Genomic DNA, 25,269 nt, shown 5'->3' on the forward strand with positions numbered 1-25,269 from the left:
CTGGTGTTGCTACAATTTCGCTTGGTTTTGTCTCAATGAAGCACATTATGCATAGGCCACCCTTCGAGCTGGATACCTTGGGCCAGCTGATAGCAGCACACGAGTCGGTGTTACGTCACCGGGTGTTGGCCGAGATCCCCCATCTTGACCGGACCCTGCCGCTCTACAGTGTCGAGCTTGGCAGCCAGTCGCCGGGCTGCCCGACCGTGTTGTTTGTCGGTGGGGTACATGGCGTCGAGCGCATCGGCTCCCAAGTGATCCTGGCCCTGCTCACCAGTCTGCTGCATCGGCTCGACTGGGACAGGCATCTCAAGCAATTGCTGACCGGGGTCAGGCTGGCCTTCGTGCCTGTGGTGAACCCGGTCGGGATGCTCAAGGGCAGCCGGGGCAATGGCAATGGCGTCGACCTGATGCGCAATGCCCCCATAGAGGCCAGCGACAGAGTGACCTTCATGGTGGGGGGGCAGAGGTTGTCGCCGCGCCTGCCCTGGTTCCGGGGTCATAACGGCATGGAGCCGGAAACGGCGGCGTTGGTGGATTATGTCAAACAACTGCTGGCCGGCAGCTCCAGCCTGATGTCTCTCGATGCGCATTCGGGCTTCGGCCTGACAGATCATATCTGGTTTCCCTTCGCCGGTGCCCATAAGCCCATTCCTGCGGTCGGTCACGTATATCGTCTCAAGCGGGTCTTCGAAGCCAGTTATCCGCATCATGGTCACTATGGCTTGGCGCCCCAGAGCAGGTTCTACCGCACCCATGGTGACATCTGGGATTATCTGGTGACATCCCATTCGGGCGCGGCGCCCTTCGTGCCCTTCACCCTGGAGATGGGATCTTGGGCCTGGATCAAGAAAAATCCGCGCCAGGTGTTTAACTTCGCGGGCTTCTTCAATCCGCAGAAGACCCATAGACACCATAGGATCTTGCGTCGTCATACTGTGCTGATGCAGTTCATGATGGATCTCGCCTACGCCAGGGCATTGGAAGGGGTGCCGGCGAGCGAACTGGCACTGGCCACAGAGGAGGCGATACGCCTGTGGTATTCCAGGGGGCCAGGCCCAGCGGTCGGCACTTAAGCACTATTTTTGGGGCAGCGGCCAAGGTTGGCAGCGCGGACATAGACCTGGCTGGAGGAGGCATAGATTGGCGACTTGGGTATTGCTGCGGGGCCTGATGCGGGATCATAGGCATTGGCAGGGGTTTGAACATAGGCTGAGGGAGCAGGGATTGGCGGTCATCACCCCAGATCTGCCGGGCAATGGTGAGCTGGCCCATGAAGTCAGTCCGGCGCATATGCGCGACTATGCCGACGCCGTCTGGCGGCAGCTGGGTCAGGCAAATGACTTGCATCTGGTGGGCCTGTCCATGGGCGGCATGCTGGCGCTGGAGATGGCCAGGCAAGCGCCCGAGCGCATCGCCAGGGTATTCCTGCTCAACTGCAGCGCCGCCAATCTTTCCCCCTGGTACCAGAGATTCAGTCCCATGGGACTCCTCAAGGCCTGCATAGATTGCAGGAAGAGCCCACACCTCAATCTGCTGGAATCGCTCATTCTCAAGCTGACCAGCTACCGGCATGGCAGGGATTTCGGACTGATAAGCCAGTGGAGTGATTTGCGCCGCGTCAGCCATACCCGCTGGTGCAATCTGCTGAGACAGGTATGGGCGGCGGCGCACTTTCGGGCGCCGGCGGCAATAGAGGTACCTCTGGTGCTCATCTATGGCCGCGAAGACAGGCTGGTGAACCCTGTCTGCAGTTATCGGCTGGCGCGTTTCTACCGTCTGGACGTCAGTGAGCTGCCTCACTGCGGCCATGATATCGCGCTGGATAACCCGGAGGCGCTGTTAGCCTTGTTGCTGGACAGGCGCCGGTCGCCATGAATCTCTGGCCCGCGGCGCCGTTTGGGTCAGTCACTGGCCACGACACTCTGACCTATGGGGGTCAGGCTGAGCATGGCCAATTTCAGGTGCTGAATACCGAAGGGTATGCCTATGATGGTGATGAAGCAGGCGAAGGCATGCATGATATGTCCCAGGGCAAGCCAGAAGCCGAACAGCAGGAACCAGATGATATTCCCCAGGGTGCCAAAGGCGCCCGTGCCTATGTCATCCTGACCCGTTAAGCGCCTGCGGTTGATCTGTTCCTGACCGAAGGGCCAGAAGGTCATCTCGCCTATGACGAAGCAGGCGCGCCCGAAGGGGATGCCTATGATGCTGATGAAGCAGAGGATGCCCGCCAGCCACCAGGCCAGTCCCATGACGAAACCACCCAGAACAAACCAGGCGATGTTGAAGATTAATCTCAGTAGTGCCATCTAATACTCCTTGCTGTGAAGCGTGTCTTACCCGACTCATGCACCTGTTAAGCCAGAATCATGCCAATATATAAGCTATTGATATTTTAGGAATAGAGCCAGGAGGCGAATACAGGAATAGTGAGTTTTAACACTAAATGGTGAAAATGCCACAGCCATGGGCGCGGCAGAAAGTCGCTGCCAGCGCGGCGCCGCTGGAGTACACTTAGCCCATCTTGTGGTTAATCTTTCCCTTATGCAGACTCCTTCTCCCGTCGATACTGTGTCTTTCAATGGCAAGCAAGTTTACGTCAAGCGTGATGATCTCTTGCATCTGGCGCACCCGGATGCGACCGTTGCCGGCTGCCCAAGTGGCTTCAGCGGCAACAAGGCGCGCAAGTTCGCCTATTTCCTCGCCCATGAGTTCCCCGGCATCACCAAGCTGGTGGGCCATGGTTCCCCCCAGGCCAATTCCCTCTATAGCCTGTCGGTGCTGGCCAGGTTGAAAGGCTGGCAATTGGACTATTATGTCGATCATATCGCCGCCCAGCTCAGGCAGCAGCCCTGCGGCAACTATGCCGCCGCGCTGGCCATGGGGGCCAACATAGTGGCGCTGGACCCATTGGCATCGACCGCCGGCCTCGGCTGCGCCGAATATATTGCCGGGCATGTCCTGCCCGGCCATGAGGATATTTTGTTCGTGCCCGAAGGCGGCCGCTGCGGTTACGCCGAATACGGTGTGAGCCAGCTGGGGCAGGAAATCGTCACCTGGGTACAGGCTCAGGGGATAAGGGAGCTTAAGCTGTTTCTGCCGTCGGGGACGGGCACTACAGCCTTGTTCCTGAACAAGTATTTCATGAATGTGCAGGCCGACATCGAGGTGCTCACCTGCGCCGTGGTCGGCGGTGAAGATTACCTCAGGCTGCAATTTTCCCAGCTCTGTCCCGAGACCGAGTTTCACCCCAGGATAGTGCCCTTGGCCAAGAAGTATCACTTCGGCAAGCTCTACCCTGAGTACTATCGGATGTGGAAACAGGCCTGCGCCACAGGCATAGAATTCGAACTCCTGTACGATCCCCTCGGCTGGTTGGTGGTCGAAGGCTTGTTGGCGGCCGAGCCAGGGATACGCCTCATGTACCTGCATCAAGGGGGACTGTTGGGGAACGACAGCATGTTGCCAAGGTACAGGCGTAAATACGGCCCCTAATACTGCCAATGCAGCGCTAATGCGGTGCTAAAGTCATATGAGGTGAGCTGCTTCAACCTATGTGCCTGACTATGCTCCTGAGCCTTGCCATGTTCGGGAACGAGCAGATACCGTGAATGCCGGGGGCCATTGTTGGCTGACGGGCAAAAGGTATGTGACGAGGGTATGTGCGAGGGGTAGTCATTTGGTCAGGCGGGATCTGTGTGAGATAAGATGCGCCTGAGCCAAATGTGTAACGTCTTATGGGGTGAGCCAGGCTACTCCTGCGAGTCGCTGCCTCTCTCGGTTAACATCCGGTACGAGTGAGAGGGAAAAGTACCGAGAAGCGATGTTAAGCAAGTTTTTCATGAGTCTCAAATCGATTTGCTATCGATTGTCCGGCGAGAATCATCGCATCAATCCGCTTAATGTGGGCGGTATCGACGCCAGTGCCTAAGCTTGTGAGGCTTATTTGTTGGCAGACAACAACCATTTCATAAATGTCAGCGCTTCGGTGCGCTTGGAAAAGGTTTGTTTGTTTTTACCTTGTCTGTCGGTAAAAGCAATCGAGGTTTTGTTTACTGAAATTGAATCAACCGGAAAGCTAACTGTAATTTCATGACCATTAATATTGTATGACATAGTGCATACTCCTTTATAAATTTGCGTGTTCACCCTGGGGTGATTTAGTTATAACTATAAAATATCCTTAGCTTTTTTGCGAAAGATGAATTCTAGTGAGTCTCGAGGTTACCCATCTTTCTTCACTTAATCAAGTCTGGTCTGAGGTAAGACTCATTTGTGAGTGCAGACATCGAACGCCATGACTTGATGAAACAGTTGACCACAGCTTTATGACAGCAGTGTGACTTTAGCGAGAGAGGGTCGAGCTTGTAGTGTTGGTATTTTCTTGTGAGGACCGGACGTTGAAAACGTCGGTATAAAAAGACAAACGACAAGGTGGATCTCAAAACGTCCGCCATACTAGCACCGCTGACGATTAATGCAAGCCTTATCTGAACATTTATTGTTCTGTATCCGGCGCGGCGCCCACAGCCAGGGCTAGGGAGCGTGGCCTGTGTGGCAGAATACGGCTTATGTCAGGCATCCAGGGTGGGTGCCGACAGGGGGGAGAACGAATGAAGTTGAATCGATTGGAAACATACCTGGTCGCCCATCCCTGGCGGCATTGGCTGCAGGCCAGGCTCGAGGCGCCCCTGTTGCTGTCCCTGTTCGAGGGCGATGTCGGTCCTGTGCCGGCGGCGCTGGAAATAGGCTGCGGCTTCGGGCAGGGGATAGACATCATCCGCCGGCGCTTTGGCGCCATGCATGTCAGCGCCATAGATCTGGACCCGCAGATGGTCGCCGCCGCGAGGGCGCGCCATCCCGGCTGTGACTGGCTGGATGTCCGCCAGGGCAATGCCTGTGAGCTGGCATTTGCCGACAACAGCTTCGACATGGTGTTTGATTTTGCCGTGTTGCACCATGTTCCCGACTGGCAGCGGGCCGTGGATGAGGTCGCCAGGGTACTGCGGCCCGGGGGCTACTTTGTGATTGAAGATCTCTACCGGGCGGTCATCTGCAATCCCCTCAGCCGGCGGCTGTTTGTGCATCCGCAGCATAACAGGTTCGACCACGGCGACATCTTGCGGCAGTTGATGCTGGCCGGATTCGAGATAGTCAAGGCCCGCAACCTGCTGCAGTTGGCTGGCATGGTACTGGCACGAAAGCGTACCCCCAATAATTAAATTGCTGAATATTAGGCGTTTAGTCTGGTTTTTCCGTCACGAGTATCGTTATAATCGCTGGCTCAAAGGTCAAAAAGTAGGCCGGAATGGATTTAGGATTGAGGCATATCAGGATATGGCAAACGTTTTAGCGTCCGTCGATCAACGCACTAAGCTGGTGGGTGAGAACCGGCTCGAGCTGTTATTGTTTCGGATTAATTCGACTCAGTTATTTGCGATCAATGTATTCAAAGTCAAGGAAGTGGTGAAAGTGCCCAGGCTGAGTCTCTTGCCGGAGAGCCATCCCAATATCTGTGGTGTCGCCAAGATCCGCAACATGTCCATTCCCGTGATCAACCTGCGAGCCGCTATCGGCTTTTCCCCCATGCCACAGTCGGAGGAAACCAATCTCATCATCACAGAATATAACCAGAGTGTGCAGGGGTTTCTGGTCGGTAAGGTTGAGCACATAGTCAATATGACCTGGGGCGATATCATGCCGCCGCCCAAGGCGGTGGGACGCAACACCTACCTGACGGCCATCACCCGCATGGAGTATCAGGGGGTATCCCAGCTGGTGTCCATCATAGATGTGGAGAAGGTGTTGGCGGAGATCATCAGTTACGACGTCTGCGTGTCGGATGGCGTGCTGGATCATGAGCTGGTGCCGCATATGCCGGGACGGAAGATCCTCATAGTCGATGATTCGGCCACCGCCCGGCGTCAGGTGGCAGACACCCTCAGGCCCCTGGGACTGGAGATCATCGAGGCCTGTGACGGCCTGCAGGCGCTCACCTTGCTGCAGCAATGGCGCGATCAGGGGAAATCTGTGGCCGATGAGTTGTTGATGATGATCACAGATGCGGAAATGCCCGAGATGGACGGCTATAAACTGACCCATGAGGTCAGGTGCGACAAGGACATGAAAGATCTCTATATCACCTTGAACACCTCATTGAGCGGCAGTTTCAATCATGCCATGGTAGAGAAGGTGGGTTGTAATCGCTTCATCGCCAAGTTCCAGCCGGATCTGCTGGTTGGCGTGGTGCAGGAAAGGTTGCAGGGCCTGCTCGATGCCGCGGCCTGATACCTATGGTCTGATGTCCATGGTTTGATGTCTATGGCCTGATGTCCATGGTCTGATGCCTATGATCCGAGCCATGCTTAAACTAGTCGCTGGCCAGTTCTTCGGCGATATCCTGTAACAGCCGGCGCTTCATTTCTTGACTGACGCCTATATGCATACGGCATAGGCGCACGGCATGGCCGAAACGCTCCCGTCCCAGGAGGCCGAGCAGCTTGGCGAGCAAGTCCTTGTCCAGGCTGAGGCTATTGCCATAGTGGTTGATGGCGGCATTGACCGAGCGGAAGTCCAGGCCGTCGAAACTGAAGCCTGCGGTATAGCCATGATCATCCAGCAAGACACCATCCAAACTCAGTGGCCAGCCGGGCGCATTGACCCTGTCACGGGCGATTTCGTACATCATCCAGGCATTTTCCCTGAACCCGGACAATATCTTGCAGGAAAATTCCGATTCGGCCAGCTCTTCAGGGGTCCAGTTGATGCCTATGGCCAGGTGCTTGGCATAGAGGCGCAGCAGATCATCCTTCACCGCCATGCGGCAGTCCCAGATGGAGGTCAGACGGTGTTTTCTGGCCAGCTGCAGGCATTCCTTGCAGGCGGGCACTGTCAGTGAAGGGTGCGGAGTAGGGGGCTGCGCCGGGTATTCGAAGCTCAGGTTGCTCGGCTCCCCACAGAACCAGCAGGTATGACGTTTGTCGAAAGGGATATCGACTAAGGTTGCCATGGACATCAGGGGCAGACGCGGCCTGCACCCCATGTCACAAGGGCGATAGCGAGAGGGTTAGGCTTCTTCGACATCGACTAATTCTTTGGCCAGCACTATGGGATCCAGCTCGAAACAATCCTGATCCGTTTCCCAATCGACACCAATCAAGACGCCATCGTCGTTCAGATCTGAGACCCAGAACTCCAGAAACTCATCCAGAGTGATAGCAACCGCCTGATAATCTTGCCATTCGTCGCTGCAATGGCTCTTGGCCGCTGCCTGGCTGGACCAGAGGGGCATCACATCTGTGTCTTCAAACTCAGATGAATCACAAACGACCCAACCTTCGCCGGTTTCATCTTGCAGGCCCCAGAGGATCTGATCTTGTTTTACATTTTCGATAAAGCCAGCCAGTGCCGGATTGATTTCAGTCATGATAGGTCTCTTTGGTGTGTGCTGATAACGGCTTCATTATACGGCAACGGCAGCATAGGCCAAGGGATTCTTTGTTAAGATTTTTTTGTGGCCTCAGACAGCACATCTTCAGTTAAATTGCACGCCGGGGGTGAATCGCGGCGGCTTCACGGGTAGTATGCTCTGAGTGCCGACTGTGGTGCCCGGGTCTCTGCCTAGGCTGGACTGAGGTTGGGTTACAGGCCGGCTGGCACCAATAAGGGCAGCCGCGCCTCGAGCCACAGTCATTCTTCTTGATGTTCTTTTTTTGGAGTCATGTCTTTGGGTACTTTTATTTCTGTGGCCGCATTAACACTTTTTTCCGGTCTGCTGCTTGGCCAGACTGCTCTTGCCGATGACGCGTCTGAATTTGCCACCTGCGTCACCGGACTGCAAGCCAAGGCGAGGGCGGCGGGTTTGTCGCCTGAGACGGTCGATACGACAGTGGCGCAGTTGCGCTTGGTACCCAGGGTGCTGGAGCTGGATAGGAAACAACCCGAGTTCAGCCAGACCTTCGGCAACTATTTCAACCAAAGGGTGACAGATTGGCGGGTCGCCGAGGGCCGGCGTTTGCTGGCCGAACATAAGCCGCTGCTCGCGCGTCTGACGGCGCAGCATGGGGTGCCGGCGCAATATCTGTTGGCCTTCTGGGGACTGGAAACCAACTTCGGGCGCTACAAGGGCAAGATGCCAGTGCTGGACTCGCTGGCGACCCTGGCCTGTGATCCCAGGCGCAGCGACTATTTCACCTCTGAGCTCATCCAGGCGCTGAAATTGAAAGAGCGTTACGGCTTCGAGTCCAAGGACATGGTCGGCTCATGGGCCGGGGCCATGGGACATACGCAATTCATGCCTTCGGCCTATGGCAAGTACGCCCTGGATGGTGACGGTGACGGCAGGGCCGATCTCTGGCATAGCACAGAGGATGCCTTGACCTCGGCGGCCAACTTCCTGCAGCACCTGGGCTGGAAACGGGACGAACGCTGGGGCAGGGAAGTCCTGCTGCCCGAGGAGTTCGATTACCGCCACTTGGGGCGTCAGCAGGCGCAGCCGCTGAGCGAATGGGCCAAACTCAAGCTCAAACGCGCCAATGGCCGGTCGCTGCCAACGGCGGATATGCGGGCGGCGCTGTATGTGCCGGCTGGCCATACCGGCCCCGCCTTTCTCGGCTACGATAATTTCGAGGTGATAATGCGCTGGAACCGTTCGGCATTTTACGCCATCGCCGTCGGTCATCTGGCCGACAGGATAGTGGGCGCCGCGCCGCTCACCGTCAGGCCGCCGGAGCAGCCGAGGCTGAGTCGTGAGCGGGTCAAGCAGCTGCAGGCCGGACTGAACTTACTCGGCTTTCAGGTGGGAGAGCCGGACGGGGTGCTCGGCCGCAACACTGTGACCGGGATCCAGGCGTTTCAGCGCAGCCGGCAGTTGATCGCCGATGGTTATCCCGGCGAGGAAACCTTGCAGGCGTTGGCCACGATGGTTAAACAACAGACAGCGCCTTGACGGTTTGCCTTCCCGGGCCAGGCGCCCGGTGGCAGATAAAAATGTGGAGCCCGCAGGGCAGTTTTGCTAAGCTGCGGCCACATTTGAAATCGAAGTGAATTTAAGGACATTCGATGAGCATTAAAGACGATATGGTAGTGCAGTTTAACTACACACTGCGTGACGAGAAGGGTGACGTCATAGAGAGCAATCAGGGCGGCGAGCCTATCGCCTACCTCCATGGCCATGACAACATGATGCCGGGCGTGGAAAATGCCATCAATGGCAAAGAAATAGGTGCCAAGTTTACCGTGACTCTGCCGGCGGCCGAAACCTATGGCGAGCGTATCGAAGGTGCCGAGCAACGCGTGTCTGTTAAGCATCTGATGGGCGCCAAGGTGTGGAAGCCTGGCATGAGCGCCGTGGTCAACACGGATCAGGGGCAACGTCAGGTGACCATATTGAAAGTGGGCAAGTTCATGGCCACGGTCGATGTCAACCACCCGCTTGCCGGCCGCGAGCTGACGTTCGATATCGAAGTCGTCGGTGCCCGTGATGCCAGCGACGAAGAGATCGCCCATGGCCATGCCCATGGCGCCGGTGGCCATCACCACTGATGCTGCCGCCTGCCGTCTCGGGCAGCAGTATTTAATTGCAGTATTGAATGTCAGTATTGATGCCCGGCAATCGGCCCATGCATGAAAAAGCCCAGACTCAGGTCTGGGCTTTTTGTTGGCTGTGAATGTTGGCCTGTCTGATGGAGTGGCACCCGCCGGCTAGCGTATGTCGAACAACCTATCCAGACCCGATTGGGTCAGGGGATGGTAACCGGCACGGGCCTTGAGGTAGACGGCCTTGGCCCAGGCTCTCTGCTTGGACTCCGCCAGGCTCTGGTACAGGGGCACCACTAGGCGGCGTCTGCCTATCTGGGTCAGATAAGCATCCAGGGGGGGCAGCACTTCGTAATACTGATTGTCCAGTGCCAGTGAGTACCAGGAGAAGGCGATTTCTTTGTTGCCCGTGTGGCTGAAGTCGAACGCCTTATCCAGCTCGGCCAGCTTGTCGTGGCTCAGATCCAGCCGGGGCATCTCATTGATAAACCTCAACCACTGGTGAACCACCCAGTCCCGGGTCTGGAGTTGGCCGGCATCCAGCTTGCCGTCGAGCCATGCCCGGCGCTGCTCGTCCACAGAGGTGAAGGCCTCAGAGTGCGGCGGCGTCATGAATGCCGGCAACCCCTGGCCCTCTATCCAGTCGTCTACCTGAGCGTCGCCGACGATTCCCGGGTAGGCTTCGAGCAGGTGCGTCTTCAGGTAAGCCCTGAAACTGGCGGTGTCTATGCTTTGAAAGGCGAAGTGATTGAAGTAGCCCTTGACGAAGGCGTCGAAACGCTCACGGCCGAACTTATGTTCCAGGAAGAGCAGGAATAGCTGGCCCTTGACATAGGGGACGGAGCTGAAGGCATCATCGGGATCGCGCCTGCCTATGTCCAGGTGCAACACAGAGTCGCCGTCGTCGAGTTGCGGCAGCTCGGCCAGCAGCTCACCATAGCCTATGGCTTGCTCCATCAGTGCCCGTTTGCGGCCATACAAGTCTTCCATGATGCGGTTTTCAACATAGGTGGTGAAACCTTCGTTGAGCCAGAGATCGCGCCAGCTGGCGTTGGTCACCAGGTTACCGGACCAGGAGTGCGCCAGCTCATGGGCTATCAGGCTCACCAGGCTCTTGTCACCCGCGATGACGGTCGGGGTGATGAAGGACAGGCGGGGATTTTCCATGCCGCCGAAGGGGAAACTCGGCGGCAGGATCAGCAGATCGTAACGGCCCCAGCGGTAGTCGCCATAACGTTTGGCGGCAACTTTGATCATCGCCGGGGTATCTTCAAACTCCTCGTGTGCCTGTGCCAGGATCTCCGGCTCGGCCCAGACACCGGAAGTCGCATCGAACGCCTTGAATTGCAAGTGACCGGCGGCGATGGCGATGAGGTAGGCGGGGATAGCTTGCGGCATGGAGAATTGGGTCTGGGTGGACGACAGCTTCCGGCGATCGGCGCTCATCACCACATTGATGCCTTCGGGCGCACTGATCTTGGCCTCATAGGTGCTGCGCACCGCCGGGGTATCCTGCAGCGGGATCCAGCTGCGGGCATGTATGGCCTGGTTTTGGCTGAACATGAAGGGAGCTTGCTTGCCCTGGGTCTGCGCCGGCGTCAGCCACTGCAGGCCGGAAGCCGTGCTCGACGCCTGATAGGTAATTTTTACCCGGCTGACGTCGGTGGCGGCGAAATCTATGATCAGGGGCTCGCCCATCACTGGGTGGTTCGGCCCCATATGATAACTGGCCTTGCTCCAGTGGCCGTCGCCGTCCAGGGCGCTGATCTGGCTGACGTTCAAGCCGCGACTGTCGAGGACCAGGGTATGGCCAGGTTTATGCCAGTCCAGGCTCAGAATGGCATCGCCTGCTATTTGTTGGTGGGCAAAATCGAGCGCCAGATCCAGTGCTATGTGAGTGACACTGACTTCCAGATAGTTGGCGAAGGTGAGCGCGTCGCTGTTTTGGGAGATGCTTGTCTTGGCGGCAGCCTGGTGCGCCACGGCCGGATCTGCGGGCGCCTGGGCAGCGGCCGCGGGCAGCAAGACTGCGCCACAAAGCAGGCTCAGGCCGAGGGCGCAGCGGGAGTAAGAGATTGTCATGATCAACCTATTTTTGTTCTATGGGATTTGTTGAGTGGCCAGTTTACCCGAATTTTATCTTTTAGGGTCAACCGCCTTTGGCTAATTGCCCCGGGTATTGGCTTTGACCCGGGAATAGGTCCGCGGCAGATGAATTTGGGTTTGCCGCGGCCAAGTTTGCTATGATGGCGCGTTTTTTATCGGAGCGTACTCGAAATGGTGTTGGATTTTTCACAGGGTAAAATAATAGTCACGGCATTTGAGGTACAAGTGCGGCTGCGGGCTTCGAATCTGGTGTTGCAGGCGATGGCCGAAGACATACAGCTCAAGCGGCAGGGGAGGCTGCTGCTTGCCGATGGCGGCGCGGTGCGTTGGAGCCTGAGTCTGGATGACGAGGCCCAGCTGGAGCAGATCCGGGAACAGCTGGGCCTGGACTATGAGTGAGGGACTAACCTAGGTTAGTCCCTGCCGTGAGGTCTGAGGTAATCTATCTCAGGCCCGCGTGGCACTATGCGGCTGGGATTGATGTTGGCATGGCTGTAGTAATAGTGTTGCTTGATGTGTTCCATATTCACGGTCGAGGCCACGCCTGGCTGCTGGTATAGGTCACGCAGATAGCCCGAGAGTGCCGGGTAGTCCTCGATACGTTTCAGGTTGGTTTTGAAATGGCCGACATACACGGCATCGAAACGTATCAGAGTGGTGAACAGGCGCCAATCGGCTTCGGTGATCGTCGCGCCGGTAAGATAGCGTTTGTGGGTCAGGCGCAGTTCCAGCTCTTCCAAGGCGGCAAACAATGCCTCGAAGGCATCGTCATAGGCGGCTTGGCTGGTGGCAAAGCCGGCACGATAGACGCCGTTGTTAATCTGAGGGTAAATCCAGGCGTTGAGCGCATCGATTTCGTCTCTGAGGGCAATAGGATAATAATCCTGGCTGTTGCCGGTCAGGTGATCGAAGGCCGAGTTGAACATGCGGATGATTTCCGATGATTCATTGCTGACGATTGACTGAGTCTGTTTATCCCAGAGCAGGGGCACCGTGACCCGGCCGCTGTAATCCGGCATGGCGCGCTGGTAGAGCCGATACAGGAAATCGTCGCCATAGAGGGGATCGGCCTGGGCCCCCTGGATATGCTGTTGGGTGTTGGGGTGCAGAAATTCCCAGCCATTCGCCAACATGTGCGGCTCAACCACTGTCACCCCTATGAGGGACTCCAAGCCCTTGAGTTTCCTGAAGATTAGGGTGCGGTGTGCCCAGGGGCAAGCGAGTGACACATACAGATGATAGCGTTCGGCTTCGGCCTCGAAGCCGCCGCGGCCGCTGAGCCCCGGGCTGCCATCGACAGTGATCCAGTTGCGTAGTTGGGCGGCTTCACGGATGAACTTACCCTGATTGGCGTCTGTGTCATACCAGGCGTCGACCCATTTTCCAGCTTGTAATAATCCCATTTCTGTTACCTTTCAATGTCGGCTCAGGTGTGAGTCTATTGTTTGTGTTGATTGGGATATAGCGGAAAAACTGCCGTTAACCGTTCGATTTTTTCTATAGTTCCTGTCAGGCGAAGGGCGCCGAGTGACGCCCAAGGCCGACTGCTGCTATCATGGCGGCCCAATCCATTCCATATGATAAGAAGTAAAAGGATACATTATGTCAGCTCTGCCGCTTGAAGCTATTGTCGTCGAACCCAGCACCCAGGCCACGGCTTGCGTGATCTGGTTGCATGGTTTAGGGGATTCGGGGGCCGGCTTCGCCCCCGTGGTGCCCGCCTTGGGATTGAAGGCGGATCACGGCATACGTTTCGTGTTCCCCCATGCCCCGGAGCAGGCGGTGACCATCAATGGCGGTTATCGGATGCGGGCCTGGTACGACATCAAGAGCATGGACCTGCACGACAGGGCCGACATGGCGGGGGTATTGACGTCCGAGGCCTTGGTGGCCGGGTTGATCGCCGAACAAATCGCGTCCGGGATTGCCGCCAACAAGATAGTGCTGGCAGGCTTCAGTCAGGGCGGGGTGATGAGCCTGTTTACCGGCTTGCGCTACCCACAGACGCTGGCGGGCATCATGGCCCTGTCCTGTTATCTGCCCGGCGGTGATAAGCTGCCCGAAGGGCTGAGCGATGCCAACAGAGACACCCCGATACTGCAACATCATGGTGAGCAAGACGATGTGGTGCCCTTGTTTGCGGCCTCCATGGCCAAAGATGCGCTGCTGGCGGCAGGTTATCCGCTGAGTTGGAAGACCTATGCCATGCCACATAGCGTCTTGCCACAGCAATTGATTGAGATAGGCAACTGGTTAACAAAAGTGTTGCAGGCGTAAAAATAAAGCGTAACAAACAGAGTCGCCAATCGCCCCCGCTCACGCAGTCTGTTCTCATTTCGGGACAATGCCGGGTGTGAACAACTGAGTAAAAATTCTAACTCAGATCCAATAAGCTGGCGCCTTTGCCAGCTTTTTATATTCCAACATTATTTGTTGCCTCTCCTGCATCAGGTTTTTATTTGCAAACCCTTTTCTTCAAACAAAACAAAATAAACTCAATTTAGCTCATTTAAATAAGCAGATATTTCAGTTTAATTAATTTTTTTGACACATTTACGATTTAATCTTTGATATTATACGCGCCGGCGAATACCAAATGTTCGCCGGAAATTAATAGTACTAAAATAAATAAAATCAAGGGGTTGATATAATGTCTAATAAATTGGTTAAGGGATTGCTTGCCACAGCTGTGTTAGCTGCACTCGCAGGTTGTAATAACGGTAATGACGATACAACAGCACCCGTACCCGAAGTTTGTGGTGTCGATAACTGCACCAAGTTCACCGTGTTGCATACCAACGATAACCATGGCCGTTTCTGGTCCAATGCCGACGGCGAATATGGTATGGCGGCCCGTAAAACCTTAATTCAACAAATTCGTGCCGAAGTTGAAGCCAACGGTGGCGAAACCTTATTGTTGTCCGGCGGTGATATTAATACCGGCGTGCCAGAGTCTGATTTACAGGATGCCGTTCCGGATTTCGTCGGCATGAACGACATAGGTTACGATGCCATGGCCGTAGGCAACCATGAATTCGACAACCCATTGTCTATCCTGGACATGCAACGTCACCTGGCCCAGTTCCCTATGCTGGCGGCCAACATCTACAAGGCAGATGGCACGCGTTATTTCGACGCCTACAAGGTGTTCGACATCAAGGGACTGAAAGTGGCCGTTATCGGCCTGACCACGGAAGATACGGCTAAGATAGGCAATCCTGAGTTCATCAGCGGTTTGACCTTCACAGATCCTAAAGTCGAAGTGGCCAAGGTGATCAAGGAAATCAAGGACGCCAAGGCTGCCGATCTGATTTTTGCCGCCACTCATATGGGTCACTATGCCGATGGTCAAAACGGCAGCAACGCCCCAGGGGATGTCGCCATGGCGCGCGCCCTGACTGAAGGCGATCTGCAGCTGGTGGTTGGCGGTCACTCGCAAAACCCTGTGTGTATGGAGCCCGGCACCAATGAATATGCCGATTTCTCTGCCGGCGATGCCTGTGTACCGGATCAACAGAACGGTGCCTGGATCATGCAAGCCCATGAATGGGGCAAGTATGTAGGCCGTGCCGACTTCGAATATTTTGGCGGCAAGCTGCATCTGGCAAGCTACAAGCTGATCCCGGTCAATCTGAAGAAAACCGTCGTCGATGATGCGGGTAACAAGAGCAAGGTGTTGATAGGTGACGAAATTGCACCGGATGCCGAGCTGAAAGAATTGCTGCAATACTTCCAGGACAAAGGCAACGGCAAGCTGGATGAAGTGATAGCGACTACCGATGGTCTGCTGGACGGCGAACGTGCCAATGTGCGCAACATGCAAACCAACCTGGGTCGCTTGCTGGCCATGGCCCAGAGCACCAAGGTTCACGCAGATTTCGGCGTGATGAACTCGGGCGGGGTGCGCGCTTCTATTGAAGCAGGTGATATCACCTACCGTGATGTGCTGACGGTGCAGCCTTTCGGCAACATGGTGACCCTGAGCACTATGACGGGCAGCGATGTGGCCAATTATCTGGGCGCCGTCGCCAGCATGCAGATAGACTCTGGCGCCTATGCCCAGGTAACCGGCGTCAAGATGAGTGTCGATTGCGCCGCCAAGACAGTGGCCATCAGCGAGATCAACGGTAAGGACTTCAGCGCCACCGACAGCTATAGCTTCACTGTGCCTAGCTTCAACGCCGCCGGCGGCGACGGTTATCCTGTGCTGACACCGGTACAGACAGGTTATGTCGATGCCGACGTCTTGTATGACTTCTTCAAAGAGAAGGGCAGCATAGTGGCTAACGACTATAACCCGGTCGGTGACATAGTGTACGAGAACTCTGAAAGCGTTGCCGGCTGCAAGATCAGCAACTAAAACAGGTTCGAATGCAATTTGAGGCTAGCCATTAAGCCGTGGGTTAACCATGGCATTGACAGTTAGTCGAGCGTTAATACAGGAGGCAGCCCCAGGGCTGCCTTTTTCATGCAGCTAAAAAAATCTGTCCTGCGGCTTGAAAAATCCTTTCCGGCATCCATATCAATTACAGAGTCGCTCATCGAGGGCTCGAGGTGAGGATCACAGTACCAATAGGCCAACAGCGCCGCGATTTGCATTGGTAAGGTGTGTTCATTTGTGACTAGAGGCGCGACCCAGTCGGCCGATTCGATTTATCACATATTGCTTGAGTAAGAGGATATGACCATGCGTAATTATGACTTAACCCCCCTGTACCGCAGTGCCATAGGTTTCGATCGTTTGGCCCAGCTGGCTGAACATGCCGCCGCCAACAACGGCAACAGCGGTTATCCCCCCTACAACATAGAATTGCTGGGTGAGAACCGTTACCGTATCACCATGGCCGTCGCCGGCTTCGCCATGGACGAGCTGGAAATCACCAGCGAAGGCGAGAAACTCCTGGTCAAGGGCAGCAAAACCGAGGCGCAGACAGAGCGCAAATACCTGTACCAAGGCATAGCCGAGCGCGGCTTCGAACGCAGCTTCCAGTTGGCGGATCACGTGACCGTGGTCGGCGCCGAGTTGGAACATGGCCTGCTCAACATAGATCTGGTGCGGGAAATCCCCGAGGCACTCAAGCCCCGCAAGATAGAGATAGGCAGCAGCCGGACGATTGAAAGCAAAGCGTCCCAAAACGACTAGGCTCAGCCGCAGCGGCCAATGAAGCATCCCGGCAGGTATGCTTCATTGGCCTGTAAAATGGCTCGGTAAATAGCCCGGAAAAATGGTCCGGCAAAATAACGCCAGTCGACAAGCCGACCGGCGTTATTGTTCTTTCTCTGCCCCAACCTCGGTCCGTACCTGATGATTTCGGGAGCGGCTGATTCCGGGAGCGGCTGGTTCTCCAGCGTCATCAGGCCAGGGCGCTAATCGGAGGCTCACCCGCATTGTCAGCCACAAAAAACCTAGGTGGAATCACACCTACGGGCTTTCGAGATCTGCTGGGCGAATTCAACACCAGAGTCAGTTGTTAGGCGATGTTTCCACGCATTATGTACTGTGGTCCAGCCGCACCGCCAAGGTATTGCTCATTCGTGTCTTCAAAGCCGCCTTTCTGATAGCAAGCAACCGCACCCGGATTCTTGCAATTGACGGTTAAGTAGATTGAGCCGTAATTTGAATAGTGGGTTTTTAGGTAAGAAAACAATGCCTTTACCGCGGCAGTACCAATACCCTTTCCCTGTTGATTTTTATCAATGGCAAAGGCTCTTAACCCCAGGCTGCCTTCGGGACAGAAGCGGTAGTTTGCAGGGTATGCGGTATCCAGTTTAAAGAAGCCTACGATAACATCATTGGACTTGATGACATGCAAATGGGTAGTCTCACTGCCATCCAACAGAAACTCTGCGGCAGTGCCGGCGAATTTCACTTGTTCTTCGGTCAAGCGAATATTGTTAACCGACTCAAGGTGTGAATTTGTGAGTTGCTCGATTTCTACCATGGTATTTCCATGTTAATTCAGTGCACGACAGCCCAAACAGGGCTAATTGGCTTGGCTAAGCAAGCAAGCAAGCAAGCAAGCAAGCAAGCAAGCTTTATCTGTTCCGCCGGCTTGGGTTGCTATATGGCCGTTTGCTTTTTTAAAAAGTAGCTTGTAAAAGTGGGCGGCATGTCGGGTAATTGACCAAATAACACATACCCTTGCTTTTTGTAGAAGTCTAAAGCTTGAAATGACGTAGTTTCCAAGCGGTAGTTTGTAACACCTTTGGATTGGGCATAATCTTCCAGTTGTTGCAGCAACTTGGAGCCAAACCCCTTTGATCTAACGGATTCAGAGACCCATAGACCTTCGATGTATAGCCAGCCCCATTTTATTTCGCCAAGAATGCCGCCAAGGGTTTGGTTTTGGTTATCTTTAACGAAAGAAGATATTTTCTCCCGATACAGTGAGCCGGTATGCACTTCATTAAAGCCGTTCAGCCCATTTTTTAGCACTTCAAAGTCGCCGTCGGCTGGTTGAGATACTGTCGTGATTCTCATTGTGCTGATTTCTCCCTGGGGTATATGACATTATCAGCTTAGTGTTTGTTTGCTATCCAGAGAGAATGGTAATTCATGCTTTTGAATTAATGAATTTTTAATTTTTGTTTATGCAGCAAGAAGTGCCATCTTCAGTGGCAAATCGAGAGTGTATGGTTTTCTGAGCGGTTCTTGGGCCATTGCGCATTAGCCAAAAGGACAGATGTGGGAGCGGTGTTGATGGTCCTTCAAATTGCATGGCTAGCGTATGGGATGAAGTACTGTTCTTCGTCCCTATAAGGTATACGGACATCTTAACTTTTTGTACTTTGTTTGCTACCCACTCGTCATCTAGCGTGTGCGGATGACTTTTCTCCAGATTTAACACCATCATTCATCTCATGAGGTGCTCGCATCGCAATTTGCGAAGCACTGACGAAATTGCTCAGGCTCGATACGAGAGATTATACGTACGATAGTATCATCGACAGGGGCACCTTCGGTAAGAATTTCTTTCATGTAAACGAGTTATGCTACAAGGCAGCATAACCTTGGATCTCAGACCCGCCTTAGGCTTTGGCAATAACGCCGGCACAGAGTGATAAACACAACATCATATAACGACTGGGTGGCTTTGGAGGCTTGTCGGCTGTCAGCAATCGAGTCGAAATGCGATGTGAAGGCTTCATTTTACTCTCTATTAAAAATGATCATATATTAAAAATAGGACATAAGATCATAGTCGACCGCGAATTCAAGAGTCCGCTAGTCAATTTGAGTCTGAAGCGGTTAAAATATGTTCACGATCTTGCCTTGATGTAATGGCGTGTAATAACTTTTGATAGTGAATGTACTAAACTTCATCTGTACTTTTTGCAGCAGGATTATTCAATTCTGGCGGAAAATGCAGAATCTTTAACAGTTAAACAGGGTGTTAAAGGTCTTTAAGTAATTAATGCAATAAAAGGGAATTTATCATGAGTAACTTGGATGCGTTAGAAATGCCTGCATCAATTGAAAGTTTGCAGTTTAAGTTTATTAATAGTTTTGAGCCAACCAACATATACTGGGATAAAGGTAGTGGGGCAAAAATGGATGGGGCTTTTTGGCGTCCTGCACCTCCGCAAGGATATTTTATTTTGGGGGATTATTGTCAAGGTAATTACTTGCAACCATCTGGTCAGGTACTTGTCGTAAAAGATGACGGTAGTGGTTTACTTGCTAAACCAGTTTCTTACAAACAAATATGGGGTGACAAAAAATCAGGGGCTAACGAAGATGGAAGTATTTGGATGCCAGAAGCCCCGGATGGATACACTGCACTAGGCGGTGTTGCACAACGAGGGTACACTACTCCAAACCTTAGTAACTATCGTTGTGTCAGAAACGATTTACTGACTCTTGGTAGTGCAGGAGAACTAATTTGGAATGATCAAAAATCTGGTGCAACTGAAGATATTTCTATCTGGAAAATACAAAGCCCTGGTTCTAGTACGCCGGGAACATTTTTCCCTCAAGGGAATTATAATCCGGTGAGCAGTCCAGTCTATGTGTTTAAAGCACTCTCGTAAATAAAATTTGGGAGAGCTAAAATCCATTAAAATGGTTTTTAGCTCCAGAATCCAAAGGAGTATATGTCCTCTCTTTCCTTTTTTTCGCCTTCTCTTTGTTCTTTTTCTTTCAGCTCAACTTGAGCCGGCTGTTTGACCATTAACCATTAGCCTGCGTCGGCACTTCGTTGCTCCGGGTCTGTGCGGCGAGGCCTAACAGGCCAAAGCATCTGCGCTGACCTACACTTGCCTCTGGGAAGCGTTTTAGCGTCGGCAGTGATGGACGCCGGCAATGTCACAGCAGTCAGGGGGTGCCATGGTTACGGTTAAAAAGATGGTCTTGGATATACTCAAACCCCACAGGCCCAATGCGCTGGAGTTTTGCCTTGGGGTCGCCGCGGTCGGCGCCGATTACCGGGTACAGCTGACGGTGTTGGAGATGGATGAAAAAACCGAGTCGTTGCGGCTGCAGGTGGAAGGTGCCGCCCTCGATTTCGAGGCCATTCATGGCGCCATCAACACTCTCGGTGGCTCGCTGCACAGCATAGATGAGGTAGAAGTGCACAGCGGCGCCGGCACGGACTGACGCCGTGGGCTGGCTGGCATGGGTGGATTTCTTGCTGCGCATCAGTCGCAGTCAGGGCATAGTGCGGCGTTATCTGGTGGTCAATGGTTTCGATGGGGCGCTCACCATGCTGGGGTTGATCCTGGGTTTTCTGTTCAGCTCGCCGGCCGAGCTGGATCTTATCCTCAATGCCTGTCTGGGGGCGGCCATCGCCCTTGCCATGAGTGGCACCAGCAGCGCCTATATAAGTGAAGCGGCCGAGCGCAAGCGGGCACTGAGCCAACTGGAGGAGGCGATGTTGAGCGATCTGCATGCCAGTGCCCACGGCAAGGCGGCGCGCTGGGTACCTCTGTTTATCGCCATCATCAACGGCGCTGCACCGCTGGCAATATCCCTGTTGATCCTCACGCCCCTGTGGCTGGCACGCGCCGGCATGGCCTTGCCCTTGGCGCCGCTGCCGCTGGCGGTGATGGTGGCACTGTTGCTGATTTTCTTTCTCGGGGTGTTTCTCGGGCGTATCGCCCAGACGTCCTGGTGGCGCAGCGGTCTGCAGACTCTGCTGGTCGCCGCGCTGACCGCCGCACTCATCTACCTCATTGGCGGACACTGACATGAATCACAATGCCCAGGAGCCGCCGCGGCCCTTGGTGGACACAGACATGCACCGCGTCGAATGGCATCTGCTCGGCGCAGACGCAGTGCTGCAACGGCTGGCATCCTCACGCCGCGGTCTGGACAGCGCCGAGGCCAGGCGCCGCATACAGCGCTATGGCGCCAATGTGCTGCCTTCGGCCCGTCAGCGTTCGTGGCTGCGGATGCTGTTGGGGCAGTTTGCCGATTTCATGATTTTGGTGCTGCTGGTTGCGGCGCTGATTTCCGGTTTCATCGGTGAGCCCCAGGATACTGTGACTATCCTGCTGATAGTGCTGCTCAACGCCCTGATAGGCACGTTGCAGGAGTTTCGTGCCGAGCGCGCGCTCAGTGCGTTGCAGGCCATGGCGGCGCCTATGGCTAGGGTACTGAGGGACGGCCAGCCTGTGTTGCTGGCGGCCAGCGAGCTGGTGCCAGGCGATCTGGTATTGCTGGAGAGCGGCAATCAGGTACCGGCCGATCTGCGGTTGCTGGAGGCCGAGGATCTGCAGGCCGATGAGTCGGCGCTGACGGGTGAGTCCCTGCCTGTCGACAAGCAGAGTGCCCGCCAGTGTGCCGATGACGGGGATCCGGCGACGCGTCACAATCTGCTCTTCAATCACAGCCTGATCACCCGCGGCCGCGCTCGCGCTGTGGTGGTGGCCACAGGCTTGCAGACCCGGATGGGCCGCATAGCTCAAATGTTGCAAACAGAGCAGGGCGTCAGCACGCCGTTGCAGCAGAGGCTGTTGCGCTTTGGCCGTTATCTGGTGCTGGCGGTGTTGGTGATTTGCGCCTTGGTATTCGTGGTGGGTGTGTGGCAGGGACAGGCCCCCATGCTGATGTTGCTTACCGCCGTCAGCCTGGCGGTGGCTGCCATCCCCGAGGCCCTGCCTGCTGTGGTGACTATCTCTCTGGCCCTGGGTGCCCGCAAGTTGGTGCGCCACCATGCCTTGGTGCGCAACCTGCCGGCGGTCGAGACGCTGGGCTCTGTCACCTATATTTGTGCCGACAAGACGGGCACCCTGACCCAGAATCGCATGCGCGTCGAGGCGCTGTTTGCCGCCGGCGAGCGGAGCGCGGCGCTGCCGCCTCGGCCCGGGCCACCCTGGCTGCAACTGGGGCAGGCAATGGCACTCAGCAACGATGTGGCCCTGCAGGATGGCCAGATGACAGGGGAAACCACCGAACTGGCGCTGTTCGATGCCGCCGCCCGCAGCGGCTTTCACAAGACAGCACTGGAGCAGGCTTTCCCCCGCTTGATGGCGTTGGCCTTCGATGGCCGCCGCAAGTGCATGACCACCCTGCACCAGAGTGACCCGGGAGTCCTGGCTTATACCAAGGGCGCGCCGGAGACAGTGCTGAGCCTGTGCGTCCGCCAACTGGGTGTTGCCGCCGTCGAGCCTTTCGAGGAGCGGCCGGTGCTGGCCGAGGTGCAGCGTCTGACCGAGGCGGGCTATCGGGTACTGGCGTTTGCCATGCGTGAATTTGCTTCCCTGCCGGCGGGGCAGGGCAGCGACAGTTTGGAGCAACGGTTGACGTTCCTCGGGCTGGTTGGGCTGATGGACCCGCCGCGGCAGGAAGCGGCCCAGGCGTTGAGTGACTGCCACAGCGCCGGCATTACCACTGTGATGATCACCGGCGATCACCCGGGCACGGCGATGACCATAGCCCGGGGGCTGGGCATCGCCCGTCAACCCGCCGAATTGCTCAGCGGTGGTCAACTGGCGGCCCTGAGCGATGCCGAACTGGCACGGAAGGTCGGCTCCATCAGGGTCTATGCGCGGGTGACGCCCGAGCAGAAATTGCGCATCGTCAAGGCGTTGCAGGCCAATGGGGAATTTGTGGCCATGACGGGCGACGGGGTCAACGATGCGCCGGCACTGCAGCGTGCCGGCATAGGCGTGGCCATGGGCTGCAAGGGCACGGATGTGGCACGCGAGGCCGCCGACATGGTGTTGCTCGACGACAATTTTGCCAGCATAGTGCACTCTGTCCGCGCCGGTCGACGGATCTTCGACAACATCCGCAAGTTCATCAAGTACACCATGACATCCAACGCCGGCGAGATCTGGACCCTGTTTCTGGCGCCTTTCATGGGACTGCCGGTGCCGCTGCTGCCGATCCATATTCTGTGGATCAACCTGGTCACAGATGGCTTGCCCGGGCTGGCACTGACGCTGGAGCCGGCCGAGCCGGCTATCATGCAGCGGCCGCCGCGGCCACCGGCGGAAAACATTTTTGCCCATGGCCTGTGGCAACACATAGTCTGGGCGGGCCTGTATATCGGCGGTATCAGCCTCGCCGCCATGGCCTGGGCCATCGCCCATGGACAGGCCTACTGGCAGACCATGGTGTTTACTGTCTTGACCGTGGCACAGCTGTTTCACGCGCTGGCGGTACGCAGTGAGCGCCAGTCTCTGTTGCAACTTGGGCTGCTGAGCAACCTGCCACTGCTGGGAACTGTGCTGCTGACGCTGTTGCTGCAACTGGCGGTGATCTACACGCCTGTACTCAACCGTGTGTTCCATACCCAGCCCTTGCCCCCCTTTGCGCTGCTGCAGTGCCTCTTGCTGTCGGCCACTGTGTTGCTGGCGGTGGAAGCGGAGAAATGGCTGCTGCGCCGCGGCCTGCTGTACCCAGATGGCCGCGCCCGCGGTCCATGATCCCGAGTTCAAGGCGTGGACATTCGGGCAGCTGCCGACAATGATGGTGCCGGCCAAGAATAATTTTGGCTGTCCTCATAAACAGCTTCTATACTGTGATTGCACTGTTACTGCGTGTTTTTGGCGAATATATCCATTCCGGTTTAGTGGGTAAATTTACCTATATGCACGCAGGTTTCAAATATAAGTATCAAAGGATGTTTAACTTAACTTTTTAAAAGGAATTTAAGATGTTTAATTTTAATTATTCTACTGCGGTTGTAAGTTGGGGAAATATTAGTCTTCGTGTTTATTCAAGCGATGGTCAAAATGTTACGGAAAAGTGCTGGGACAGTGGCTCCTGGTATGTCGGCGCATTTAAAGCAGAAGGGCAGACTGTGAGCGCAGCCAGTTGGGTCGATGCTTCTGGCCAAATTCACATTCGTGCCTATGTCAGTGATCAAGGTAAAATTGTCGAGCACTGCTGGGATAAGGATAAGTGGTATATTGGGGCATTGAGCACAGATGGCACCCATTCTTCGGCAACTGCATGGTATGCGAACAACGCGGTTCATTTACGTGTCTATGTCACCAAAGTATCGGGTGAAGTTCAGGAACAATGTTGGGACGGCAGTGGTCCCTGGTATGTTGGTGTTTATGAAGGCTCTTAACTAGCCACCATCCGCTCGCTTTTACGAGAGCGTAGAAGCGAGCGATTTCAGCTGCGACTGGCAAATATAGCCATCCATTCCCTCAAGATGAAACAATAAAGATAGGGCATTATCTGCCTTTATTGTTTCAAAACCACCACCTAAGGTGTTCCTCTATTAAATAAGCTGTCACAGGCCTTTGCCACCCAGAGGTTTGGCTGGGGTATGCTCCATGGCCACAATAAGAGGACGTGCGCGATTAATTAACTCCCGGACTTCAGTGTTTGCTAATGAGGTTTGCTGATCTTCCTGGTTTTCCCAAACCTCGGTGATCAGGATTTTGTCTTGATCGGCTGAGGCAACTTGTACCAGATAAATCATGCAGCCTTCTAAATGGGATACAACTTGGGAGGCTTGGAGCAAAATTTGGGCTAATTCCTCGCCCTTTCCTGGCTGTGCGGTGAACACCGCCTGCATGCCAAACCTGATTGAATTGCTTGTCTCCATTTTATCTACTGCATACACATGATGCGAAGTGAATAAGAGTAATCCTAAAATCATTTTTCCGATCGTTTTCATAAATATCCTTAGGATTTAAGCAACCTTAGCTGAACACGGCCCTATGCCACCCACATAAAGTGAGCAGTTCCTTGTTATGTAACCAAGGTCTCATAATCGACAGGACTTCGCCAGCTTAAGTTTGAATTAAGCCAAGGGCGGCGATTAAGGAACGCATAGTATATTCCAAAATTTTTTGCACTTTGTTTGGTACCCACTCATAGTACGCAAAAATCAGTCACAACCTAAGAGTGATGCAGCCAAGGGTTGAAATAACCGGGAAGTGCCGGTGCCTGTATTGCTTTGGGTAAAATTTGGCATAGATTGAGCCACAGGGTGGGTCTCAGCGGCATACCCCATTTACCTCTCGATATTCTTTGCGCCAATGAGACAACATAAAGGGGTGTATGTCCAGCGTTTCGGCAACATCCTTGACCGAAGGATGAGGAAAGTGTGACCAGGCTACTGCTTTTATCTTGAACTCAAGCGTGTACTGCTGAGTCCGTTTTCCGGTTTTGTATGCCGGCATAGGAACACCTCAATGACTCATTTGGATGTCCACTAA

The 25,269-nt window shown here is 54.9% G+C and carries 25 protein-coding genes and 2 pseudogenes; 16 read left to right on the forward strand and 11 right to left on the reverse strand.

The window, feature by feature from the left end:
• Window positions 1–47: 47 nt before the first annotated feature.
• Window positions 48–1,076, forward strand: coding sequence for a DUF2817 domain-containing protein (locus tag HC757_RS00465; RefSeq protein ID WP_169562790.1), 1,029 nt, complete (start codon window positions 48–50; stop codon window positions 1,074–1,076).
• A gap of 67 nt (window positions 1,077–1,143) precedes the next feature.
• Window positions 1,144–1,878 carry an alpha/beta fold hydrolase gene (locus tag HC757_RS00470; RefSeq protein WP_169562301.1) on the forward strand — a complete coding sequence of 245 codons (735 nt, stop codon included), beginning with the start codon at window positions 1,144–1,146 and terminating at the stop codon, window positions 1,876–1,878.
• Window positions 1,879–1,904: 26 nt separating this feature from the next.
• On the opposite strand, the gene HC757_RS00475 is transcribed toward HC757_RS00470, so the two are convergent.
• Window positions 1,905–2,312, reverse strand: coding sequence for a YccF domain-containing protein (locus tag HC757_RS00475; protein WP_169562302.1), 408 nt, complete (start codon window positions 2,310–2,312; stop codon window positions 1,905–1,907).
• Between the two features lie 235 nt (window positions 2,313–2,547).
• Here HC757_RS00475 and HC757_RS00480 point away from each other — a divergent pair, with 235 nt between their 5' ends.
• Window positions 2,548–3,498: a 1-aminocyclopropane-1-carboxylate deaminase/D-cysteine desulfhydrase gene (locus HC757_RS00480; RefSeq protein WP_169562303.1), complete on the forward strand. Its 951-nt coding sequence runs from the start codon at window positions 2,548–2,550 to the stop codon at window positions 3,496–3,498.
• 447 nt (window positions 3,499–3,945) lie between these two features.
• Here HC757_RS00480 and HC757_RS00485 read toward each other — a convergent pair whose 3' ends face one another.
• Window positions 3,946–4,119, reverse strand: a complete 174-nt coding sequence (locus HC757_RS00485; protein ID WP_169562304.1) for a hypothetical protein — start codon at window positions 4,117–4,119, stop codon at window positions 3,946–3,948.
• A gap of 497 nt (window positions 4,120–4,616) precedes the next feature.
• On the opposite strand from HC757_RS00485, the gene HC757_RS00490 reads away from it, so the two are divergent.
• Together HC757_RS00490 and HC757_RS00495 are read left to right on the forward strand one after the other, a co-directional pair.
• Window positions 4,617–5,225, forward strand: a complete 609-nt coding sequence (locus HC757_RS00490) for a class I SAM-dependent methyltransferase (protein ID WP_169562305.1) — start codon at window positions 4,617–4,619, stop codon at window positions 5,223–5,225.
• 115 nt (window positions 5,226–5,340) lie between these two features.
• A complete protein-coding gene (locus tag HC757_RS00495; RefSeq protein ID WP_169562306.1) occupies window positions 5,341–6,291 on the forward strand; it encodes a chemotaxis protein CheV in 951 nt (316 codons plus the stop codon).
• A gap of 82 nt (window positions 6,292–6,373) precedes the next feature.
• On the opposite strand, the gene HC757_RS00500 is transcribed toward HC757_RS00495, so the two are convergent.
• Together HC757_RS00500 and HC757_RS00505 are read right to left on the reverse strand one after the other, a co-directional pair.
• A complete protein-coding gene (locus tag HC757_RS00500) occupies window positions 6,374–7,018 on the reverse strand; it encodes a hypothetical protein (protein ID WP_169562307.1) in 645 nt (214 codons plus the stop codon).
• Between the two features lie 51 nt (window positions 7,019–7,069).
• Window positions 7,070–7,429, reverse strand: coding sequence for a DUF2750 domain-containing protein (locus HC757_RS00505; protein WP_169562308.1), 360 nt, complete (start codon window positions 7,427–7,429; stop codon window positions 7,070–7,072).
• A gap of 294 nt (window positions 7,430–7,723) precedes the next feature.
• Here HC757_RS00505 and HC757_RS00510 point away from each other — a divergent pair, with 294 nt between their 5' ends.
• On the forward strand, window positions 7,724–8,950 hold the full coding sequence (locus HC757_RS00510) for a lytic murein transglycosylase (protein ID WP_169562309.1): 1,227 nt from the start codon (window positions 7,724–7,726) through the stop codon (window positions 8,948–8,950).
• Window positions 8,951–9,063: 113 nt separating this feature from the next.
• Window positions 9,064–9,546 carry an FKBP-type peptidyl-prolyl cis-trans isomerase gene (locus HC757_RS00515; protein WP_169562310.1) on the forward strand — a complete coding sequence of 161 codons (483 nt, stop codon included), beginning with the start codon at window positions 9,064–9,066 and terminating at the stop codon, window positions 9,544–9,546.
• A 159-nt stretch (window positions 9,547–9,705) separates the two neighbouring features.
• Here the strand turns inward: HC757_RS00515 and HC757_RS00520 are convergent, their stop codons facing one another.
• Entirely contained in the window at window positions 9,706–11,622 is a 1,917-nt protein-coding gene (locus HC757_RS00520) for a M1 family metallopeptidase (protein WP_169562311.1), read from the reverse strand.
• Window positions 11,623–11,817: 195 nt separating this feature from the next.
• On the opposite strand from HC757_RS00520, the gene HC757_RS00525 reads away from it, so the two are divergent.
• On the forward strand, window positions 11,818–12,045 hold the full coding sequence (locus HC757_RS00525; protein ID WP_169562312.1) for a DUF3389 family protein: 228 nt from the start codon (window positions 11,818–11,820) through the stop codon (window positions 12,043–12,045).
• 14 nt (window positions 12,046–12,059) lie between these two features.
• Here the strand turns inward: HC757_RS00525 and HC757_RS00530 are convergent, their stop codons facing one another.
• The gene (locus tag HC757_RS00530) at window positions 12,060–13,049 is read right to left on the reverse strand and encodes a glutathione S-transferase family protein (protein ID WP_169562313.1); all 990 of its coding nucleotides are present in this window, start codon (window positions 13,047–13,049) and stop codon (window positions 12,060–12,062) included.
• 199 nt (window positions 13,050–13,248) lie between these two features.
• Here HC757_RS00530 and HC757_RS00535 point away from each other — a divergent pair, with 199 nt between their 5' ends.
• The 3 genes from HC757_RS00535 to HC757_RS00545 all read left to right on the forward strand — a co-directional run bounded on the left by HC757_RS00535 (window position 13,249) and on the right by HC757_RS00545 (window position 16,789).
• On the forward strand, window positions 13,249–13,923 hold the full coding sequence (locus tag HC757_RS00535) for an alpha/beta hydrolase (RefSeq protein WP_169562314.1): 675 nt from the start codon (window positions 13,249–13,251) through the stop codon (window positions 13,921–13,923).
• 373 nt (window positions 13,924–14,296) lie between these two features.
• Window positions 14,297–16,006 (forward strand): bifunctional UDP-sugar hydrolase/5'-nucleotidase UshA, encoded by a 1,710-nt coding sequence (ushA, locus tag HC757_RS00540; protein ID WP_169562315.1) that lies wholly within the window; start codon window positions 14,297–14,299, stop codon window positions 16,004–16,006.
• Window positions 16,007–16,333: 327 nt separating this feature from the next.
• Entirely contained in the window at window positions 16,334–16,789 is a 456-nt protein-coding gene (locus HC757_RS00545) for an Hsp20 family protein (RefSeq protein WP_169562316.1), read from the forward strand.
• 328 nt (window positions 16,790–17,117) lie between these two features.
• Here HC757_RS00545 and HC757_RS00550 read toward each other — a convergent pair whose 3' ends face one another.
• The 3 genes and pseudogenes from HC757_RS00550 to HC757_RS00560 all read right to left on the reverse strand — a co-directional run.
• A complete protein-coding gene (locus HC757_RS00550; RefSeq protein WP_169562317.1) occupies window positions 17,118–17,588 on the reverse strand; it encodes a GNAT family N-acetyltransferase in 471 nt (156 codons plus the stop codon).
• 119 nt (window positions 17,589–17,707) lie between these two features.
• Entirely contained in the window at window positions 17,708–18,127 is a 420-nt protein-coding gene (locus HC757_RS00555) for a GNAT family N-acetyltransferase (RefSeq protein ID WP_169562318.1), read from the reverse strand.
• A gap of 365 nt (window positions 18,128–18,492) precedes the next feature.
• Window positions 18,493–18,766: pseudogene (locus HC757_RS00560) on the reverse strand (transposase family protein); the annotation flags it as partial.
• A gap of 317 nt (window positions 18,767–19,083) precedes the next feature.
• On the opposite strand from HC757_RS00560, the gene HC757_RS00565 reads away from it, so the two are divergent.
• The 5 genes from HC757_RS00565 (at window position 19,084) to HC757_RS00585 (ending at window position 24,167) form a co-directional block, all read left to right on the forward strand.
• Window positions 19,084–19,677, forward strand: coding sequence for a Vps62-related protein (locus HC757_RS00565; protein WP_169562319.1), 594 nt, complete (start codon window positions 19,084–19,086; stop codon window positions 19,675–19,677).
• Between the two features lie 295 nt (window positions 19,678–19,972).
• The gene (locus HC757_RS00570; protein ID WP_169562320.1) at window positions 19,973–20,242 is read left to right on the forward strand and encodes a DUF211 domain-containing protein; all 270 of its coding nucleotides are present in this window, start codon (window positions 19,973–19,975) and stop codon (window positions 20,240–20,242) included.
• A 4-nt stretch (window positions 20,243–20,246) separates the two neighbouring features.
• Complete coding sequence (locus HC757_RS00575; protein ID WP_169562321.1) at window positions 20,247–20,831, forward strand: hypothetical protein; 585 nt, start codon at window positions 20,247–20,249, stop codon at window positions 20,829–20,831.
• Between the two features lies 1 nt (window position 20,832).
• Complete coding sequence (locus HC757_RS00580) at window positions 20,833–23,517, forward strand: cation-translocating P-type ATPase (RefSeq protein WP_244622989.1); 2,685 nt, start codon at window positions 20,833–20,835, stop codon at window positions 23,515–23,517.
• A gap of 230 nt (window positions 23,518–23,747) precedes the next feature.
• On the forward strand, window positions 23,748–24,167 hold the full coding sequence (locus tag HC757_RS00585; protein WP_169562322.1) for a fucose-binding lectin: 420 nt from the start codon (window positions 23,748–23,750) through the stop codon (window positions 24,165–24,167).
• Window positions 24,168–24,335: 168 nt separating this feature from the next.
• Here the strand turns inward: HC757_RS00585 and HC757_RS00590 are convergent, their stop codons facing one another.
• A complete protein-coding gene (locus HC757_RS00590; RefSeq protein WP_169562323.1) occupies window positions 24,336–24,725 on the reverse strand; it encodes a putative quinol monooxygenase in 390 nt (129 codons plus the stop codon).
• Between the two features lie 343 nt (window positions 24,726–25,068).
• A pseudogene (locus HC757_RS00595) lies at window positions 25,069–25,233 on the reverse strand (transposase); the annotation flags it as partial.
• Between the last annotated feature and the right edge of the window lie 36 nt (window positions 25,234–25,269).

The organism is Shewanella salipaludis, assembly GCF_012911865.1.
Taxonomy (GTDB): domain Bacteria; phylum Pseudomonadota; class Gammaproteobacteria; order Enterobacterales; family Shewanellaceae; genus Shewanella; species Shewanella salipaludis.

What these genes read in the sequence shown, in the direction of transcription:
- HC757_RS00465 (WP_169562790.1), top strand. Translation starts at nt 48, where the DNA reads ATGCATAGGCCACCCTTCGAGCTGGATACCTTGGGCCAGCTGATAGCA.
- HC757_RS00475 (WP_169562302.1), bottom strand. Translation starts at nt 2,312, where the DNA reads ATGGCACTACTGAGATTAATCTTCAACATCGCCTGGTTTGTTCTGGGT.
- HC757_RS00480 (WP_169562303.1), top strand. Translation starts at nt 2,548, where the DNA reads ATGCAGACTCCTTCTCCCGTCGATACTGTGTCTTTCAATGGCAAGCAA.
- HC757_RS00485 (WP_169562304.1), bottom strand. Translation starts at nt 4,119, where the DNA reads ATGTCATACAATATTAATGGTCATGAAATTACAGTTAGCTTTCCGGTT.
- HC757_RS00490 (WP_169562305.1), top strand. Translation starts at nt 4,617, where the DNA reads ATGAAGTTGAATCGATTGGAAACATACCTGGTCGCCCATCCCTGGCGG.
- HC757_RS00495 (WP_169562306.1), top strand. Translation starts at nt 5,341, where the DNA reads ATGGCAAACGTTTTAGCGTCCGTCGATCAACGCACTAAGCTGGTGGGT.
- HC757_RS00500 (WP_169562307.1), bottom strand. Translation starts at nt 7,018, where the DNA reads ATGTCCATGGCAACCTTAGTCGATATCCCTTTCGACAAACGTCATACC.
- HC757_RS00505 (WP_169562308.1), bottom strand. Translation starts at nt 7,429, where the DNA reads ATGACTGAAATCAATCCGGCACTGGCTGGCTTTATCGAAAATGTAAAA.
- HC757_RS00510 (WP_169562309.1), top strand. Translation starts at nt 7,724, where the DNA reads ATGTCTTTGGGTACTTTTATTTCTGTGGCCGCATTAACACTTTTTTCC.
- HC757_RS00515 (WP_169562310.1), top strand. Translation starts at nt 9,064, where the DNA reads ATGAGCATTAAAGACGATATGGTAGTGCAGTTTAACTACACACTGCGT.
- HC757_RS00520 (WP_169562311.1), bottom strand. Translation starts at nt 11,622, where the DNA reads ATGACAATCTCTTACTCCCGCTGCGCCCTCGGCCTGAGCCTGCTTTGT.
- HC757_RS00525 (WP_169562312.1), top strand. Translation starts at nt 11,818, where the DNA reads ATGGTGTTGGATTTTTCACAGGGTAAAATAATAGTCACGGCATTTGAG.
- HC757_RS00530 (WP_169562313.1), bottom strand. Translation starts at nt 13,049, where the DNA reads ATGGGATTATTACAAGCTGGAAAATGGGTCGACGCCTGGTATGACACA.
- HC757_RS00535 (WP_169562314.1), top strand. Translation starts at nt 13,249, where the DNA reads ATGTCAGCTCTGCCGCTTGAAGCTATTGTCGTCGAACCCAGCACCCAG.
- ushA (WP_169562315.1), top strand. Translation starts at nt 14,297, where the DNA reads ATGTCTAATAAATTGGTTAAGGGATTGCTTGCCACAGCTGTGTTAGCT.
- HC757_RS00545 (WP_169562316.1), top strand. Translation starts at nt 16,334, where the DNA reads ATGCGTAATTATGACTTAACCCCCCTGTACCGCAGTGCCATAGGTTTC.
- HC757_RS00550 (WP_169562317.1), bottom strand. Translation starts at nt 17,588, where the DNA reads ATGGTAGAAATCGAGCAACTCACAAATTCACACCTTGAGTCGGTTAAC.
- HC757_RS00555 (WP_169562318.1), bottom strand. Translation starts at nt 18,127, where the DNA reads ATGAGAATCACGACAGTATCTCAACCAGCCGACGGCGACTTTGAAGTG.
- HC757_RS00565 (WP_169562319.1), top strand. Translation starts at nt 19,084, where the DNA reads ATGAGTAACTTGGATGCGTTAGAAATGCCTGCATCAATTGAAAGTTTG.
- HC757_RS00570 (WP_169562320.1), top strand. Translation starts at nt 19,973, where the DNA reads ATGGTTACGGTTAAAAAGATGGTCTTGGATATACTCAAACCCCACAGG.
- HC757_RS00580 (WP_244622989.1), top strand. Translation starts at nt 20,833, where the DNA reads ATGAATCACAATGCCCAGGAGCCGCCGCGGCCCTTGGTGGACACAGAC.
- HC757_RS00585 (WP_169562322.1), top strand. Translation starts at nt 23,748, where the DNA reads ATGTTTAATTTTAATTATTCTACTGCGGTTGTAAGTTGGGGAAATATT.
- HC757_RS00590 (WP_169562323.1), bottom strand. Translation starts at nt 24,725, where the DNA reads ATGAAAACGATCGGAAAAATGATTTTAGGATTACTCTTATTCACTTCG.